This is a genomic window from Streptomyces sp. NPDC001204 (assembly GCF_053598035.1).
Map to the genome: position 1 here is coordinate 147,311 of NZ_JBSFJL010000008.1, position 17,246 is coordinate 164,556.

General features: G+C 73.3%; 15 protein-coding genes. 11 read left to right on the forward strand and 4 right to left on the reverse strand.

Features of this window, described 5'->3' with window-relative positions; all coding sequences use genetic code 11:
• Positions 1 to 163 precede the first annotated feature (163 nt).
• Positions 164 to 1,129: a thiamine-phosphate kinase gene (locus tag ACWC91_RS14040; RefSeq protein WP_450642545.1), complete on the forward strand. Its 966-nt coding sequence runs from the start codon at positions 164 to 166 to the stop codon at positions 1,127 to 1,129.
• The gene (gene thiD / locus ACWC91_RS14045; protein WP_225079397.1) at positions 1,126 to 1,974 is read left to right on the forward strand and encodes a bifunctional hydroxymethylpyrimidine kinase/phosphomethylpyrimidine kinase; all 849 of its coding nucleotides are present in this window, start codon (positions 1,126 to 1,128) and stop codon (positions 1,972 to 1,974) included. The genes ACWC91_RS14040 and thiD overlap by 4 nt, the downstream gene beginning before the upstream one ends.
• A 167-nt stretch (positions 1,975 to 2,141) precedes the next feature.
• On the opposite strand, the gene rpmB is transcribed toward thiD, so the two are convergent.
• Positions 2,142 to 2,327 carry a 50S ribosomal protein L28 gene (gene rpmB, locus ACWC91_RS14050; protein WP_003993230.1) on the reverse strand — a complete coding sequence of 62 codons (186 nt, stop codon included), beginning with the start codon at positions 2,325 to 2,327 and terminating at the stop codon, positions 2,142 to 2,144.
• 272 nt (positions 2,328 to 2,599) lie between these two features.
• Here rpmB and ACWC91_RS14055 point away from each other — a divergent pair, with 272 nt between their 5' ends.
• Positions 2,600 to 4,324, forward strand: a complete 1,725-nt coding sequence (locus tag ACWC91_RS14055) for a DAK2 domain-containing protein (protein WP_225079396.1) — start codon at positions 2,600 to 2,602, stop codon at positions 4,322 to 4,324.
• 4 nt (positions 4,325 to 4,328) lie between these two features.
• On the opposite strand, the gene ACWC91_RS14060 is transcribed toward ACWC91_RS14055, so the two are convergent.
• Together ACWC91_RS14060 and ACWC91_RS14065 are read right to left on the reverse strand one after the other, a co-directional pair.
• A complete protein-coding gene (locus tag ACWC91_RS14060) occupies positions 4,329 to 7,283 on the reverse strand; it encodes a tetratricopeptide repeat protein (RefSeq protein ID WP_450642547.1) in 2,955 nt (984 codons plus the stop codon).
• Complete coding sequence (locus tag ACWC91_RS14065; protein ID WP_450642549.1) at positions 7,276 to 9,150, reverse strand: HSP90 family protein; 1,875 nt, start codon at positions 9,148 to 9,150, stop codon at positions 7,276 to 7,278. Before ACWC91_RS14065 ends, ACWC91_RS14060 begins: the two co-directional genes overlap by 8 nt.
• Positions 9,151 to 9,315: 165 nt before the next feature.
• On the opposite strand from ACWC91_RS14065, the gene recG reads away from it, so the two are divergent.
• The 8 genes from recG (at position 9,316) to mutM (ending at position 16,768) form a co-directional block, all read left to right on the forward strand.
• Complete coding sequence (recG, locus tag ACWC91_RS14070) at positions 9,316 to 11,535, forward strand: ATP-dependent DNA helicase RecG (RefSeq protein ID WP_281154315.1); 2,220 nt, start codon at positions 9,316 to 9,318, stop codon at positions 11,533 to 11,535.
• 68 nt (positions 11,536 to 11,603) lie between these two features.
• Positions 11,604 to 12,191: a 16S rRNA (guanine(966)-N(2))-methyltransferase RsmD gene (gene rsmD / locus ACWC91_RS14075; protein ID WP_225079392.1), complete on the forward strand. Its 588-nt coding sequence runs from the start codon at positions 11,604 to 11,606 to the stop codon at positions 12,189 to 12,191.
• A gap of 26 nt (positions 12,192 to 12,217) precedes the next feature.
• The gene (coaD, locus tag ACWC91_RS14080) at positions 12,218 to 12,697 is read left to right on the forward strand and encodes a pantetheine-phosphate adenylyltransferase (RefSeq protein ID WP_225079420.1); all 480 of its coding nucleotides are present in this window, start codon (positions 12,218 to 12,220) and stop codon (positions 12,695 to 12,697) included.
• A gap of 116 nt (positions 12,698 to 12,813) precedes the next feature.
• The gene (locus tag ACWC91_RS14085; RefSeq protein ID WP_281154314.1) at positions 12,814 to 13,950 is read left to right on the forward strand and encodes a DivIVA domain-containing protein; all 1,137 of its coding nucleotides are present in this window, start codon (positions 12,814 to 12,816) and stop codon (positions 13,948 to 13,950) included.
• 133 nt (positions 13,951 to 14,083) lie between these two features.
• Complete coding sequence (locus ACWC91_RS14090; protein ID WP_225079390.1) at positions 14,084 to 14,746, forward strand: YceD family protein; 663 nt, start codon at positions 14,084 to 14,086, stop codon at positions 14,744 to 14,746.
• Between the two features lie 2 nt (positions 14,747 to 14,748).
• The gene (gene rpmF / locus ACWC91_RS14095) at positions 14,749 to 14,922 is read left to right on the forward strand and encodes a 50S ribosomal protein L32 (RefSeq protein ID WP_003951102.1); all 174 of its coding nucleotides are present in this window, start codon (positions 14,749 to 14,751) and stop codon (positions 14,920 to 14,922) included.
• A gap of 7 nt (positions 14,923 to 14,929) precedes the next feature.
• Entirely contained in the window at positions 14,930 to 15,763 is an 834-nt protein-coding gene (rnc, locus tag ACWC91_RS14100; protein ID WP_225079389.1) for a ribonuclease III, read from the forward strand.
• Positions 15,764 to 15,907: 144 nt separating this feature from the next.
• Positions 15,908 to 16,768, forward strand: coding sequence for a bifunctional DNA-formamidopyrimidine glycosylase/DNA-(apurinic or apyrimidinic site) lyase (gene mutM / locus ACWC91_RS14105; RefSeq protein WP_450642550.1), 861 nt, complete (start codon positions 15,908 to 15,910; stop codon positions 16,766 to 16,768).
• Here the strand turns inward: mutM and ACWC91_RS14110 are convergent.
• Positions 16,741 to 17,133 (reverse strand): winged helix-turn-helix transcriptional regulator, encoded by a 393-nt coding sequence (locus ACWC91_RS14110; RefSeq protein WP_225079387.1) that lies wholly within the window; start codon positions 17,131 to 17,133, stop codon positions 16,741 to 16,743. The two genes, mutM and ACWC91_RS14110, sit on opposite strands and share 28 nt — an antisense overlap.
• Between the last annotated feature and the right edge of the window lie 113 nt (positions 17,134 to 17,246).

Below are 17,246 nucleotides of genomic sequence, written 5' to 3' on the forward strand. Positions count from 1 at the left end.
CGCCACGGTATCGCGTCGTCACACGCTGTGGGGAGACCCGGGAAGACCGTGACGCACGCGCCGGGGTGCAGGTAGGACAGAAGTTGACGGTCATCTCGACCGTAGCGAGGACCGCGTTGAAGCGCGACCGGGAACGTACAGGGACAGAAGGGGCGAAAGGTCGATGAAGGGCACTGTTGGTGAGCTCGGCGAGTTCGGGCTCATCAGGGAGCTCACCTCCCGTCTCACCACCACCCCGGCGGTCCGGGTCGGCCCCGGCGACGACGCCGCGGTGGTTGCCGCCCCCGACCGCAGGGTCGTGGCGAGCACAGACATACTCCTGGAGGGGCGGCACTTCCGCCGGGACTGGTCCACGGCCTACGACGTGGGCCGCAAGGCGGCCGCCCAGAACCTCGCGGACATCGCCGCCATGGGCGCCGTGCCGACCGCGCTGCTGCTCGGCCTGGTCGTCCCGACCGAGCTCCCGGTCACCTGGCCCACCGAGCTGATGGACGGCCTGCGCGACGAGTGCCAGGTCGCCGGGGCCGCCGTCGTCGGCGGCGACGTGGTGCGCGGCGACACGATCATGGTGTCGATCACCGCGCTCGGCGATCTGCGCAGCCACGAGCCCGTCACCCGCGCCGGCGCACAACCCGGCGACCTGATCGCGGTGACCGGCTGGCTGGGCTGGTCCGCGGCCGGGTACGCGGTGCTCTCCCGGGGCTTCCGCTCGCCCCGCGCCTTCGTCGAGGCCCACCGCCGCCCGGAGCCGCCGTACCACGCGGGTCCCGCGGCCGCCGGTCTCGGCGCCACCGCGATGTGCGACGTCAGCGACGGACTGATCGCCGACCTCGGGCACATCGCGGAGGCCAGCAAGGTCCACATCGACATCCGCTCCGGAGCCATAGACATCCCCTCGCAGATGAACGACATCGGGCAGGCCGTCGGGGTCGACCCGTTGCAGTGGGTGCTGACCGGGGGAGAGGACCACGCGATCGTGGCGGCCTTCCCCCCGGACGTGAAGCTGCCGGCCCGCTGGAAGGTGATCGGCGAAGTGCTCAGCCCCTCGGCCATGCCTCAGGTCACGGTCGACGGCGCGCCGTGGACCAGCAAGGGCGGCTGGGACCACTTCGGGGACATCGAGTCATGACCGCCGCCCCTCCCCGGGTGCTGACCGTCGCGGGCTCCGACTCCGGCGGCGGCGCCGGCATCCAGGCCGACCTGAAGACGATGCTCGCCCTGGGCGTGCACGGCATGAGCGTGATCACCGCGGTCACCGCGCAGAACTCCCTCGGAGTGCAGGGCGCGTGGGAACTGCCCGTGGAGGCGGTCCGGGCCCAGTACCGCAGCGTCGTGGACGACATCGGCGTCCAGGCGGTCAAGACCGGGATGCTGGCCTCGGCGGAACTGGCCGGGGCCGTCGCCGAATTGATCGCCGGGACCGACGCGCCCGCGGTCGTCGACCCGGTCGGCGTCTCCAAGCACGGCGACCCGCTCCTGGCCGCGTCCGCGCTTCGGACCGTACGGACCAGGCTGCTGCCGGTGGCGACCCTCGCCACGCCGAACCTCGACGAGGTGGCCCAGCTGACCGGCGTCCGGGTCCGGACGGAGGAGCAGATGCGGGAGGCCGCGGAGGCGGTGCTGGCGTTCGGGCCGAAGTGGGTGCTGATCAAGGGCGGCCACCTCACCGGGGACGCCAGCGGGAAGGGCGGGAACCAGGCTGAGGGCGGGGACCAGGCCGTGGACCTGCTCACCGACGGCGCCGAGGAGCACTGGCTGCGCGCCCCCCGGTACGACAACCGGCACACGCACGGCACCGGCTGCACCCTCGCCTCCGCGATCGCCTCGCACCTGGCGAAGGGCGACTCCGTGCCGGAGGCCGTGGCGGCGGCCAAGGAGTACGTCACCGGGGCGATCGCGGCCGGCTTCGCGCTCGGCGGGGGGATCGGGCCCGTGGACCACGGGTGGGCCCTGCGCGGCTCTGGGGCGGGGTAGTCGCGCGGCCCGCGCACCGGCCGGTCCCGGTGCGCGGGTACGGCTTGTACGGGCCACGGCTTGTGCGGGCCTGGCGTGCGCGGGTACGGCAAAAAGCCGGTCCACCGAGGTGGACCGGCTCAGTGCAGCGAACCAGCGGTGGCCGCGCGCTTAGCTGTTGCTGTGCGTCAGCGCGAGACCTTGCCGGCCTTGATGCACGAGGTGCAGGCGTTCACGCGCTTCGGCGTCCCGCCGACCACGGTACGTACACGCTGGATGTTCGGGTTCCAGCGACGGGACGTACGGCGGTGCGAGTGCGAGATGTTGTTGCCGAAGCCCGGCCCCTTGCCGCAGACGTCGCAGTTGGCAGCCACGGGTCACTCCAAAGACTTCAGATGCACTTACGGTTGATCCCGGCATGCCGGGATCAAGATCTCAGGCTCAGAGACTGCTCTTGAAACTTGAAATCCGAGTGGCGTTGCCAGGGGAGAGCCCGATCAGGATCGGGCAACCGGAGCAGCATACAACGGCTGCGTCCGTAGGGCGAAACTACCACGGTGGCTCCGGGGCCCGCGCGGGCCCTCTTCCGTCAGGCACCGCCCCGGGGTCTACGCTGCGTCCAGTCCAGCAGCTCAGGGAGGCGCAGGTGGCGCAGGTGCCGCAGACGTTCGACGCGCCGGCGGTGCGCACCTGGTGCGGACTGGCGCTGCGGGCGCTGGGACGCGCGCGCGAGGAGATCGACGCGATCAACGTCTACCCCGTGGCCGACGGGGACACCGGCACCAACCTGTATCTGACCGTGGAGTCCGCCGCCGCGGCGGTGGAGGCCGTGTTCGCCGCGCACGAGGTGGGCGGCGGGACCGGCGGGACGGAGGGGACTTCCTCCGGCCCCTCCCTGGCCGACGCCGCGCGGGCGATGGCGCACGGCGCGCTGATCGGGGCCCGCGGCAACTCCGGGACGATCCTCGCCCAGCTGCTGCGCGGCATGGCCCAGGTGTTCGCCGCCGACGGCGACCGCGCGCACACCGACGGGCGCGGCCTGTGCCTGGCCCTGCGGCGCGCGGCCGACTCCGCCCGGCAGGCCGTGGCGCACCCGATGGAGGGCACGGTCCTGTCGGTGGCCTCGGCCGCCGCGGACGCGGCCACCGGGGCGGAGGGAGACTGCGGGACTGTCGCGCTGGCCGCCTACGAGGGAGCGTGCGCGGCCCTCGCCGCGACCCCCGGCCAACTGGCGGTCCTGGAGCGCGCCGGGGTGGTCGACGCCGGCGGGCGAGGGCTGGTGGCGGTCCTTGCGGCCCTGGTGGAGACGTTCACGGGACGGACGCCGGAGCCGGGCGCGTCCCCCTCGGCAACCGCTGTGGCGGCTGACGGCCGGCCGCTCGTGCCTCACGCGCGCGTGTGCCCCGCCGAGGACGACGGGCCCGGCGCCTGCGTGCCGCCCGCGAGCGGTCCCGCCTTCGAGGTGATCTACCTGCTGGACGCCGAGGACGCGGCCGTCGCCCGGCTGCGCGAGCGGCTCGACGGGCTCGGGGACTCCCTCGTCGTCGTCGGCGGCGACGGCCTGTGGAACGTGCACGTGCACGTCGACGACGCCGGGGCCGCCGTGGAGGCGGGCGTGGAGGCCGGACGGCCGCACCGGATCCGGATCACGCACTTCGGCGCCGGTGACGCGCACACCGGCGGGTCCGGACGGCCGCACCGGGAGCGGGCCCAGCGCGCCGTGGTGGCCGTCGTGCCCGGCGAGGGCCTGGCCGGGCTCTACACCGAGGCCGGGGCGACCGCGGTGCTCGCCCGGCCCGGGGAGCAGCTCGCGAGCGGGGAGCTCGTCGAGGCCGTACGGCGGGCACACGCGCGCGAGGTGGTCCTGCTGCCCAACGACCCCGAGCTGCGCCACACCGCGTCCGCCGCGGCCGAGCAGGCCCGCGGGGAGGGCGTCCGCGTCGCCCTGATCCCGACCCGCTCGGCCGTGCAGGGCATCGCAGCCCTCGCCGTGCACGAGCCGGGGCGCCGCTTCGACGAGGACGTCGTCGCCATGACCTCGGCGGCCGGAGCCACCCGCCACGCCGAGGTCACCGTCGCGGAACGCCAGTCCTGGACCACGGCCGGCATCTGCCAGGCCGGTGACGTCCTCGGCCTCATCGACGGCGACGTGGCCGTGATCGGCTCGGACGTCGCGGCCACCGCCGAGACCGTCCTGGACCGCATGCTCTCGGCGGGCGGCGAGCTGGTCACCCTCGTCCTCGGCGACGAGGCCCCCGACGCGATCGCCGACCGCCTCCAGACCCGCGTCCGTGAGTCCTACCTCGCCGTCGACACGGTGGTCTACCAGGGCGGCCGGCAGGGGGCGCCGCTGCTCATCGGGGTGGAGTGAAGCCTCAGTCCGCGGATCCCTCCTCGAGGGCTCGCAGGAGTCTTTCGGCCTCCGTACGGCGGGTGGGCGGCCGGCCGTCCTCGTCGTCCGCGTGCTCGTAGGCCGCCAGCACGGCACGCGCGCGTGCCGTGGCCTCGGCGGGGCGGCCCAGGCCAGCCGCCCGCCATCCCGCGGCGAGTTCCGCTCCGGTCCGGTCGTACACGGCGGCCGGACCCAGCAGGGCGAAGGCGGCGATCGCCTGCTCCAGCCTGGACAGGGCCTCCTCGGACGCGGCCCCGTCCCCCTCGACCTCCGTGCTGTCCGCGTTGCTGACGCTGTCCGCGAGCAGATCACCGAACTGCCGGTGGGTTTGCCCGAGTTCGGCGACGAGCCGCTGCCGTGCCGCCGTGTCGTCCACCGCGTCCAGCGCCGCCTCGCACTCGGTGACGGCGGCCTCCATCAGCTCCCGCGCCGCGTCCAGGCCGCCCTCGGTGCCCAGCGCGAGCCACGCGCGTGCGCGCAGGGCGGGGATCAGACCGTGCAGGTCGCCCAGGGAGCGCCACAGGTCGCCCGCGCGCGTGTAGGCACGGTCCGCCTCGTCGTGCAGCCCGGCCCGGCTCAGCGACTCGGCGGCCAGATGGGCGAGGGTCGCGTGGTCCTGCTGCTCGGGCCAGTGCCGGGCGGTCTCGGCGGCCTGCAGCCTGCGTTCGGCTGCCGCACGGTGCTCCCCGAGCTGGCTCAGACAGTCGCCGAGCCACCACTGCGTCTGTACGACGGCCCCGTCGCCGTGCGTCTCGGCGGACAGGTCGGGCAGCGCGGACTCCAGCACCTCGGCTGCCTCCGCCCACCGCCCCAGCCGCAGCAGCAAGCCGCCGAGCTGCTGCCGGGCCCAGGCCCCGAGCGCCGGTCCCTCGTCCGCCTCGTCGGCCCAGTGCGCCGCCTCCAGGGCGTGTTCCGCCGCCTCCCCGGTCCGGTCCAGCCCACCGAGCACCTCGGCGAGCTGAAGGTGCAGCTGGGCCCGGCCCACGGCCTCCAGATGCCCCCCGCCGTGCTCCAGGGCCACCCGCAGGGCCCGCTCGGCGCCCTCCGGATCGCCCAGGTGGTGCGCGAGCGCCGCCAGCCGGGCCTCGTACTCCACCGCGAACCACGGCAGCCCCGCCCCGACGTACTCGTCCGCCGCCCGCCCGAACAGCTCCGCGGCCCCCCGGAGGTCCTCGGTGCGCGCGGCGGTCTCGGCGAGCATCGCCCGCGCCTCGGCCGCCCGGGACGCGATCCGCACATCGTCCCCGGCGCGCCCCTCCACGAGGGCCAGGACCTCCCGCGCGGCTTCCTCGGCGGCGGACAGCGTCCCCGGGTCCACGGGCCCTTCGGCCTCGTACACCGGCCGCATCAGGATCCGCGCCCGTCCCATCACCACGGACGCGGCCTGCCGCAGGCCGGTGCCCTCCTCGGCGTACAGCGCGAGGACCCGCTCGTAGGGCTCGGCGACCGCGGTGAGCGCCCCGTCCACGTCGCCGGTCAGCGCCCTCACGTACGCCGCGCGCGAGCGTGCCGCCAGCGCCTCGCCCGGATCGCCCGCCCGCGCGTACCACTCGGCGGCCCGCTCGAACAGCGCGGCGCCCTCGGGGCCCCGGTCCATCGCCTCGTGGTCGGCGATCTCGGCCCGGTCCCGGGCCTCCAGCTCGACGCCCTGCGCGGCCCGCGCGACCGCCGCCCACGCCTCCATGGCGTGCGGCCGCAGGGTGTCCGACAGCCGCCGTGCCTCGGCGATCAGCGCGGGCAGGCCGGCTTCCTCGGGCGCCGCCGCTTCGGCCGCCGCCTCGACGGGGACCCGCACGGCGGGAGCCGGAGCGGTGCCGGCGGGCCGTGCCGTGCGCACGCCCAGCGGCAGCCGGTCCACCAGCGGGCGCCGCGCCATGCGCGCGCGTACCCGATCGCCGACCCGGGACGTGCCGTTGCGCTCGTCGAAGCGGGCCGCCAGGGCCGACGCCTCCGCGCGCGCGTGCACGGCGAGTTCGCCGGCCGTCCAGGCGCGCCCCGCCGGACCGGGCACCGGCTGCCCGTCCCACCCCAGCTCGACCAGCCGGTCCATGAGCCGGGCCGCCACCGTCAGGAAGTCCAGCCTGCCGAGCGGGTTCCCGTCGTCCGTGAAGTACGCCGGCCGCTCGGCCAGCAGCTCCAGGGCCCGCGCCTCGTTGCCGGTCAGCGCGCAGAACTCCACGTGGTCGGCGTAGGCGCCGCGCAGGCTCTCCATCGGCCGCACCATCCGCAGGCCCCGCAGATGGTGGGCGCGCGCCTCGTCGAGACGGCCCAGCCGCAGCAGCGGCATCAGAGACGAGGCGAGGACGCCGTGCGGCTCGTGGGCGCAGGAGAACTCGCCGTCCAGCACCGGCCGCCACAGCTCGACCGCCTCCGCGTCGCGGCCGCACTCGGCCTGCCACCCGCCCTGGTCGTGCAGTTCGCAGGCGTGGCAGTCCGCCATGCGGTCCCGGTCGGCGGCCAGCCACGCCGCGTACGCCCGCTCCGCCCGCGCGAGGTCACCGATGTGCCGGGCGATGCTGAACTCGGCGCTGCGCACGGCGCGTTCGGAGTGGCCGGCGAGCCGGTAGCGGTGCTCCATCTCGCCGAGCCACTTCTCCACCGCGGCCAGCGGGATGTGCGGCCGGCCCAGCATGCCCGCCGACATCCACTTGAAGACCCAGTGCAGCGAGTGGGTCTCGTACTCGTCGAAGTCCTCCGGGCGTTCGTCCCACATGCGCAGCAGCCGCGCGAACGGGACGAACATCTTGTCCTTCTCGGAGCTGTAGTTGTAGACCTTCAGCTGGTGTCCGAGCGCCTCGATCACGGCAAGCGGGATGTTCAGCCTCTCGGCCTCGGCGAGCAGCAGCTCCGCGCGCGCGTTGCGGGCCGGGCCCTCCGGCCGCTCGCCGTTGGCGGCGATCTCCCGGCGCAGCGAGTCGAAGTCGGTGATCTCACTCATGCCGGCCGTCCCCCGTCGAGTCGGTGCCGCTGTGCGTGGCCCACTCCAGCAGGCCGATGAACGCCCGGTTCAGCAGTGCCGAGTCCGCCGGCCGCAGGGGCCGCTGCGCCATCAGCAGCGCCTGTCCGTACAGCGACTCGGTCGCCGTACCGATCAGCTCCGGGTCGCCCAGCGAACCGATCCGGCGGATCAGCGGGTTGAGGTGGTTGAGCACCAGACGCGCGCGCGGGGCACTGCCCCGCAGCGAGCCGAGGATGCCCGCCCACAGGTCGTCGGCCTGCGCCTCGGCCTCGGCGCGGGCCTGCTCGTGCCGGGCCGCCCGGTCGTCCAGGTGCAGCGCGGGCACGGACAGCGGGTGGAAGGCGCGCAGCACGACGTCGCAGCCCAGCGGGTCCAGCCGGTCCCGCGCGGCGGCCAGGAAGCCCGACAGGGCCAGCTCCTCGGCCGGGTCGACGGAGTCCAGGTGCGCGGTCACGATGTCCGCGTCCAGCTCGGCCACCGGAGTCCCCGGGCGCACCGTCGGCAGCGCCTCGACCAGCTCGCTGTCGTAGGTGTAGCCGCCGTTGACGACGCCGATGCCCTGCGCGGAGGCGATCGGCGCGACCTGCCGGTACTCCTCGACCGTGCGGGTGAAGTGCACGACGGGGTGGCGCTGCGCGAACTCCTCCAGGGAGAGCCGCCCGTCGGTCGTCTCGAAGGGCAGCCACGGCAGCATCGTGCGCAGCATCTCCGTGTCGTGCCGGGCCAGGGACTTCACGCCCAGGAAGTGCACCGAGAGGAACGCCGCCAGCCGCTCCGGATCGCCGGCCGCGAGAGAGGCCAGCCAGGTCCGGATCCGCTCCCCGAGCGCCTCGCGCACGGCGGCCAGCGTCTCGTCCTCGTACAGCGCCTCCCGCGAGGCCGTGGGCCGCAGGCTGTCGGTGTCGAGCACGCAGCGCACGAAGAACGCCCAGTCGGGCAGCAGCTGTTCGGCCCGTTCGGTCAGCAGCATGCCCTTCAGGTGCACGCGGTGACCCGCCCGCTGCGCCGGGCTGACCGCCGACGGCAGCACGTACGCCACCCCGCGGATCCCGGCCAGCGGCACGTCCAGGCCGATGGTGTCCAGCGGGGTGAACCCGAACGCCTCGTGGCAGTACCGGGCCAGGGCGACCCGGCGGGCCGCGGGGGAGGGGTACGCCCGCTCCCAGGGCGCCGGCAGGTCGGTGACCGGCTCCTCGCCCACCCGGACGTCGTACGGCAGCAGCGACCCGAAGTCCCGTGCCAGCGCGAGCACACGCTGCTCGGTGAGCCACTCGCCCGCCCCGGCCCGGGCCTGGAGGTGCACGGTGGTGCCGGGTTCCGGGCGGGCGGAGTCCGGGAGGGCCCGCACGGTGTACGAGCCGTCGTCGCGCGCCGTCCACTCCACGGGCGGGGCGTCGGGCGTACGGGCGCTGCGGCTGACCACCCGGATCCGCTCGGCCACCACGAAGCAGGCCAGCAGGCCGATGCCGAACTGGCCGAGGAAGTCCGAGCGCGCCTCCCGCAGGCCGTCGGCCCGCTTGGAGCTGCGGCCGATGGTGGCCAGCAGTTCGTGCACGTCGGACTCGGTGAGACCGATGCCGGTGTCCTCCACCCGCAGGGAGTCGCCGTCCGCGAACAGCCGTACGCGCGCGGGGGCGCCGGGCTCCTCCGCGCGCCGGGCGGTGATGGCGTCCACGGCGTTCTGGAGCAGTTCGCGCAGGTAGACCTTGGGACTGGAGTACAGGTGGTGCGAGAGCAGATCCACCAGACCCCGCAGATCGACCTGGAACATATGGGCCGAGCCGGGCTGGCGGGACGACTGTGGTGAGTGGGATGCCTGTGCTGACTGTGAGGTCTGGAAGTCCATCGTCGCAGCGCCGGTGGGGGGACTTCGCGTCGGCGCGGGGTAGGGCGGCACCTGTGAGGCGGCTGCCGCGGGCATGGCCGGAGCGCGTCATCCTAGGGCCCGGACGGACCGGCTGACCAGGGGTTTCCCGGGAGGTTTACGGCATTGTCGGTGCCGTGGTGTGCAATGGATCTCGTGCCCGCACTGCAAGAACCACTGAAACAGCCACTGAAGTCAGTGCTCGGCCCCGCCACCGCGAAGGTGATGGCCGAGCACCTCGGCCTGCACACCGTCGGCGACCTCCTGCACCACTACCCGCGCCGGTACGAGGAGCGGGGCCAGCTCACCCACCTCGCCGACCTGCCCATGGACGAGCACGTCACGGTGGTCGCCCAGGTCGCCGACGCCCGCCTGCACGCGTTCGCCTCCGCCCGCGCGCCCCGCGGCAAGGGCCAGCGCCTGGAGGTGACGATCACCGACGGCAGCGGCCGGCTCCAACTGGTCTTCTTCGGCAACGGCGTGCACAAACCCCACAAGGAACTCCTGCCGGGCACACGCGCGATGTTCGCGGGCAAGGTCTCGGTCTTCAACCGGCGGCTGCAACTGGCGCACCCTGCGTACGAGTTGCTGAAGGGGGAGGACGGAGAGGCGGTCGAGAGCTGGGCCGGCGCCCTCATCCCGATGTACCCGGCCACCGCCAAGCTGGAGTCCTGGAAGATCGGCAAGGCGGTCCAGACCGTCCTGCCCAGTGCCCAGGAGGCGCTCGACCCGCTGCCCGAGTCGCTGCGCGCGGGCCGAGGGCTGGTCGCCCTCCCCGAGGCCCTGCTCAAGATCCACCGGCCGCACAGCAAGGCGGACATCGCCGACGCCCACGCACGCCTGAAGTGGGACGAGGCCTTCGTCCTCCAGGTCGCGCTCGCCCGCCGCCGCCACGCGGACACCCAACTCCCCGCCGTCGCCCGCGTACCCGTCCCGGACGGCCTCCTGGCGGCCTTCGACGACCGCCTCCCCTTCACGCTCACGGAGGGGCAGCGGAAGGTCTCCCGCGAGATCTTCGCCGACCTGGCCACCGAGCACCCGATGCACCGCCTGCTCCAGGGCGAGGTCGGCAGCGGCAAGACGCTCGTCGCCCTGCGCGCCATGCTCGCCGTCGTCGACGCGGGCGGGCAGGCCGCGATGCTCGCGCCCACCGAGGTGCTGGCCCAGCAGCACCACAGGTCGGTCACCGAGATGATGGGGGAGCTCGCCGAGGGAGGCATGCTGGGCGGCGCCGAGCTCGGCACCAAGGTGGTGCTGCTCACCGGGTCCATGGGCGCCGCGGCCCGCCGGAAGGCCCTGCTCGACCTGGCCACCGGCGAGGCGGGCGTCGTCATCGGCACACACGCGCTGATCGAGGACAAGGTCCAGTTCCACGACCTGGGACTGGTCGTGGTGGACGAGCAGCACCGGTTCGGCGTCGAGCAGCGCGACGCCCTGCGCGGCAAGGGCAGGCAACCCCCGCACCTGCTGGTCATGACCGCCACGCCCATTCCGCGCACGGTCGCGATGACCGTCTTCGGCGACCTGGAGACCTCCGTCCTCGACCAGCTCCCGGCGGGCCGCTCGCCCATCGCCAGCCATGTCGTCCCGGCCGCCGACAAACCGCACTTCCTCGCCCGGGCCTGGGAGCGGGTGCGCGAGGAGGTGGCCAAGGGCCACCAGGCGTACGTGGTCTGCCCGCGCATCGGGGACGAGGAGGACGACCCGAAGAAGGCCGCCGCGAGGAAGTCCGCCGAGGACGAGGCGGAGAAGCGCCCGCCGCTCGCCGTGCTGGACATCGCAGACCGGCTGGGCAAGGGCCCCCTGCACGGCCTGAAGGTCGAGGTGCTGCACGGGCGTATGCAGCCCGACGACAAGGACGCGGTCATGCGCCGCTTCGCCGCAGGCGAGACCGACGTCCTGGTCGCCACCACGGTCATCGAGGTCGGCGTGAACGTGCCGAACGCCACAGTGATGGTGATCATGGACGCCGACCGCTTCGGCGTCTCCCAGCTGCACCAGCTGCGCGGCCGCGTCGGCCGCGGCGCGGCGCCCGGACTGTGCCTGCTGGTCAGCGAGATGCCGGAGGCGAGCGCCGCCCGGCAGCGGCTGAACGCGGTGGCCTCCACCCTCGACGGCTTCGAGCTCTCCCGCATCGACCTCGAACAGCGCCGCGAGGGCGACGTCCTCGGCCAGGCCCAGTCCGGCGCCCGCTCCAGCCTGCGGGTGCTCGCCGTCATCGACGACGAGGAGATCATCGCCGAGGCCCGCGAGGAGGCCGCCGCGCTGGTGGCCGCCGACCCGGACCTGGAGCACCTGCCCGGACTGCGCACGGCGCTGGACGCGTTGCTGGACGAGGAGCGGGAGCAATACCTGGAGAAGGGCTGACAGACTGGGACCGGCCCGCACCCGAGCCGCCACCGACAAGGCCGCCACCGACAAGCAAGGACCCAGACATGACCCGCGTGATCGCCGGCCGGGCCGGCGGACGCCGTCTCGCCGTACCGCCGGGCAGCGGAACCCGCCCCACCTCGGACCGGGCGCGCGAAGGCCTGTTCTCCACCTGGCAGTCCCTCCTGGGCGGCCCGCTGGACGGCGAACGCGTCCTGGACCTGTACGCCGGCTCGGGCGCCGTCGGCCTGGAGGCGCTGTCCCGGGGCGCCGGGCACACCCTGCTCGTGGAGGCCGACGCGCGAGCGGTCCGCACCGTCCGGGAGAACGTGAAGGCGCTCGGCCTCCCGGGCGCCGACGTACGGGCGGGCAAAGCGGAACAGATCGTCCGGACGCCTGCTCCGGCGGATCCGTACGACATCGTCTTCCTCGACCCGCCGTACGCGGTCTCCGACGACGATCTTCGCGAGATTCTGCTCACACTCCGCACCGAGGGGTGGCTCGCGGAGGGCGCTCTCGTCACCGTGGAGCGCAGCACCAGGGGCGGGGAGTTCACGTGGCCGCGAGGATTCGACGCGATCAGGGCCCGTCGCTACGGCGAAGGGACGTTTTGGTACGGTCGCGCCGCCTCTACGTGCGAAGACGCACGATGACCGGACCGGAGAGCGAGGGATCTCAAGTGCGCCGCGCCGTCTGCCCCGGGTCGTTCGACCCCATCACCAACGGACACCTGGACATCATCGCCCGCGCCTCCCGTCTCTACGACGAGGTCTACGTCGCGGTGATGATCAACCAGTCGAAGAAGGGCCTGTTCGAGATCGACGAGCGGATCGACCTCATCCAGCAGGTCACCGCCGAGTACGGAAACGTCCGGGTCGAGGCCTTCCACGGCCTCCTGGTCGACTTCTGCAAGCAGCGCGACATCCCGGCCATCGTCAAGGGCCTGCGCGCCGTCAGCGACTTCGACTACGAGCTGCAGATGGCCCAGATGAACAACGGCCTCTCCGGCGTCGAGACGCTGTTCGTGCCCACCAACCCCACCTACAGCTTCCTGTCGTCCTCCCTGGTCAAGGAGGTCGCGGCATGGGGCGGAGACGTCTCCCACCTGGTGCCGCCGCAGGTCCTCGAGGCCCTCACCCAGCGGCTGAAGAAGGACTGAGACGGCTGACGGCCCGTCACCCGGTGTCCGGCGATCACCTCATGGACGTACAGTCGTCCCGTCCGTCTCCGACACATCGGTAGTCCAACACACCTGTAGAGAGTGGCGAGCACACGGTGGACGTGCAGAACAAGCTCGACGAGATCGTGGCCACGGTCTCCAGCGCCCGGTCCATGCCCATGTCGGCGTCGTGCGTGGTCAACCGCGCCGAACTGCTCGCGCTGCTCGACGAGGTGCGCCAGGCCCTGCCCGGTTCCCTCGCCCAGGCCCAGGAGCTGATCGGGGACCGCGACCAGATGGTGCAGGAGGCCCGGCGCGAGGCCGAACGGATCATCGAGGGCGCGCACGCCGAGCGCGGCTCGATGGTCTCCGGCACCGAGGTCGCCCGCCGTTCCCAGGCCGAGGCCGACCGGATCCTCGGCGAGGCCCGGCAGGAGGCCGAGGAGGTCCGCGCCGAGGCCGACGACTACGTCGACTCCAAGCTCGCCAACTTCGAGGTCGTCCTCACCAAGACCCTCGGCTCGGTCGGCCGCGGCCGAGAGAAGCTGCTCGGCACCGGCCCCGGCCTCGACGAGGACGGCTACGAGGACGAGGACGCCCCCGAGCGCAGCCACGACCCCGAGACCCTGCGCCGCAACGCCGACGCGTACGTCGACGCCAAGCTCGGCGCCTTCGAGGCGGTCCTCGCCAAGACCCTGGAGGCCGTCGGCCGCGGCCGCCAGAAGCTGCACGGCCGCATCGCCACCGACGACCTCGGCGCCCTCGCCGACGACACCACCACCGTCCAGCACTCCAGCGACGCCGACTACCTCGCCGACCTCGCGGCCCTGGCCGACGCCCCGGCGGCCCCGCTCTCCCCGGCGGCCCCGCCCGCCGAGCGGCCCGCCCCGCCGCAGTACGAGCCGCAGCCGGCCTACGGCTACCAGCAGCCCGGGCAGGGCGATCCGTACGGCGGCTACCAGCAGGGCTACGGCCAGCAGGACCAGTACGGGTACCAGCAGCCCGACCCGTATGCCCCCACCGCCGGCGCCTCCGGCTACGCCCAGGCGGGAGGCGCGCCCTTCCAGGCCTACGACGCCCAGCAGCCGGCCGGCTACGACCCGAACCAGGCCCAGCAGGGGCAGCAGGACCCCCAGGACCCCCACGGCTACGCACAGCCGCAGGCCCACGCCCTCGACGAGACCAGCCTCTTCGACACCAGCATGATCAGCGCCGAGCAGCTGCGCGCCTACGAACAGGGCCGCGGCCTCTAGCTCGGCCGCCCGATTGGGCCGAGAGCGAAAGGTCAAGTATCCTGGCTCTTCGGTCGTGCATACGTCCGCGATCCGCGCTGCCCGGAACACCGCCGGGAAAGCGTCCCCCCGAGTTCGGAAACCGAAAGCAGGAATGGCTCAGAACGCCCGCCTCGACCACCGCAACCCTCTCGTGTTCGATACGCACGAGCTGGGGCGGCGGCCCGGCGCGCTGCAGCGCCTGACCCGCACGGTCCCCGCCCCCAGAGACCTCGGTCTCCAGGACGTCGTCGGAGTGCCGGAAGGCGCCCCGGTGGAGCTCGAACTCCGGCTCGAGTCGGTCATGGAAGGGGTGCTCGTCACAGGCACCGCCCGTGCACAGGCCGAGGGGGAGTGCGTAAGGTGTCTGGAGCCGCTCGAGCTGGAGCTCGACGCGGACTTCCAGGAGCTGTTCTCGTACCCCGACGCCGACGAGCGGGGCCGTGCGATCGCACGGTCCGACGAAGACGCCGCCGACGACGAGGACGACGAGGACAGGCTCTTCCTCGAGGACGGACTCTTCGACCTCGAACCTCTGCTGCGGGATGCGGTGGTGCTCGCACTGCCGATGCAGCCGGTGTGCCAGGAAGACTGCGCTGGTCTGTGCTCCGAGTGCGGAGCGCGGCTCACGGACGACCCGGACCACCACCATGACGCCGTCGACATCCGTTGGGCGGCTTTGCAGGGACTCGCCGGCACCATGAAGGACGGCGAGAAGGACGAGATGAGCGGCGGCGCGCCTCGATCAGCACGCGCCGACGAGAAGCAGGAGAAGTAGCCGTGGCTGTTCCGAAGCGGAAGATGTCGCGCAGCAACACGCGCCACCGCCGGTCGCAGTGGAAGGCTGCGGTCCCCACCCTGGTTGCGTGCGAGCGCTGCCACGAGCCCAAGCAGCAGCACATCGCGTGCCCGTCGTGCGGCACCTACAACAAGCGCCAGGTCCTCGAGGTCTGAGCGGCTGGTGAGAGGCACTGTGTCCACTGCCAAGAAGGCGGAAGGCGCCGAAGCGGGCAATCACCGCCGACGCGGAGGTGCTCCGTCGGACAACACGGCCTCGTCCCACACGCTTCTGGAAGGGCGGCTCGGCTACAAGCTCGAGTCCGCCCTTCTGGTGCGCGCGCTGACCCACCGTTCCTACGCGTACGAGAACGGCGGTCTGCCGACGAACGAGCGGCTGGAGTTCCTCGGTGACTCCGTCCTCGGTCTGGTCGTCACGGACACGCTGTACCGCACCCACCCCGACCTGCCCGAAGGCCAGCTGGCCAAGCTGCGGGCCGCGGTGGTCAACTCGCGTGCGCTGGCGGAGGTCGGGCGCGGCCTCGACCTGGGCGCCTTCATCCGGCTCGGCCGTGGTGAAGAGGGCACGGGCGGCCGGGACAAGGCGTCCATCCTCGCCGACACCCTGGAAGCGGTGATCGGCGCGGTCTACCTCGACCAGGGCCTCGACGCGGCCTCCGAACTGGTGCACCGCCTGTTCGACCCGCTGATCGAGAAGTCCTCCAACCTCGGAGCCGGCCTGGACTGGAAGACCAGTCTCCAGGAACTCACCGCGACCGAGGGGCTCGGCGTGCCCGAGTACCTGGTCACGGAGACCGGCCCCGATCATGAGAAGACCTTCACTGCTGCCGCCCGCGTCGGAGGCGTCTCGTACGGCACCGGCACCGGCCGCAGCAAGAAGGAGGCGGAGCAGCAGGCCGCGGAGTCCGCGTGGCGGGCCATCCGGGCCGCGGCGGACGAGCGCGCCAAGGCGGTGGGGTCCGTCGACGGCGCCGACGAGGCGCCGGCCTCCGCCTGAGAACCGGGAAACCGAGCGGTCGTGCGGCGGACCTCCGCCCGCGGGCCGCGTCCAGCAGAACGCGACCGAGCGCCCGTCCCCGCCCCGGGGCGGGCGCTCGGCCCGTGACGGCCGCAACGGCCGCGATGTGTGAACGGGGGAGTCATGCCCGAGCTGCCCGAGGTCGAGGTCGTACGGCGCGGACTGGAACGGTGGGTCGCGCGGCGGAGCGTCGCCGGCGTCGAGGTCCTGCACCCGCGTGCCGTACGCCGCCACCCGGCCGGCGCGGAGGACTTCGCGCACCGCGTCAAAGGCCACCGGCTCGGCCTGCCCAGCCGCCGCGGCAAGTACCTGTGGCTGCCCCTCCAGGACAGCGGGCAGGCGATCCTTGCGCACCTCGGCATGAGCGGCCAGCTGCTGGTCCAGCCGCTGAGCGCGCCCGTCGAGAAGCACCTGCGCATCCGCGTCCGCTTCGCCGACGAGCTGGACACCGAACTCCGCTTCGTCGACCAGCGCACCTTCGGCGGCCTGTCGCTGCACGACACCACCCCCGACGGGCTGCCCGACGTCATCGCGCACATCGCCCGCGACCCCCTCGACCCGCTGTTCGACGACGAGGCCTTCCACCAGGCGCTGCGCCGCAAGCGGACCACCATCAAACGGGCCCTGCTCGACCAGTCCCTGATCAGCGGAGTCGGCAACATCTACGCGGACGAGGCCCTGTGGCGCACCCGCGTCCACTACGAACGCCCCACCGCGACCTTCACCCGCCCCCGCACGACCGAACTCCTCACCCACGTGCGGGAGGTGATGAACGAGGCCCTCGCCGTCGGCGGCACCAGCTTCGACAGCCTCTACGTCAACGTCAACGGGGAGTCCGGCTACTTCGACAGCTCCCTGGACGCCTACGGCCGCGAGGGCCTGCCCTGCCGCCGCTGCTCCACCCCGCTGCGTCGCCGCCCGTGGATGAACCGCTCCAGCTACTACTGCCCGAAGTGTCAGCGGGCGCCGCGCGTGGCGTCGTAACGCTCGCGTGCCGCCAGCACGTCGCCCATGCGCCCCTCCACGCAGTGGATGAGGGACAGCAGGCGCTCGGCGACCTCGCGGCCCAGCGCCGTGAGCTCGTAGTCCACCCGGGGCGGGTTGGTCGGCTGGGCCTCGCGACGCACCAGGCCGTCCCGCTCCAGCGCCTGGAGGGTCTGGGACAGCATCTTCTCGCTCACACCGTCGACACGGCGGCGCAGCTCGTTGAAGCGGAGGGAGCCCTCGTACAGGGCGCCCAGCGCGAGCCCGCCCCAGCGCCCCGTGACATGCTCCAGCGTCCCGCGCGAAGGGCAGGCCCTGGCGAACACGCTGTAAGGGAGGTCGTCCTGGGTCGGCGGGGTGCTCATGAGCCAAGCCTACCCGCGCACAGCGCTAACCATCAGACGGCGCTAACCAGGAGTCAGTGCCACCTGGTGATCGGCCGGGCGGGCCCCGCCGGTGCCACGCGAGCATGGCGACG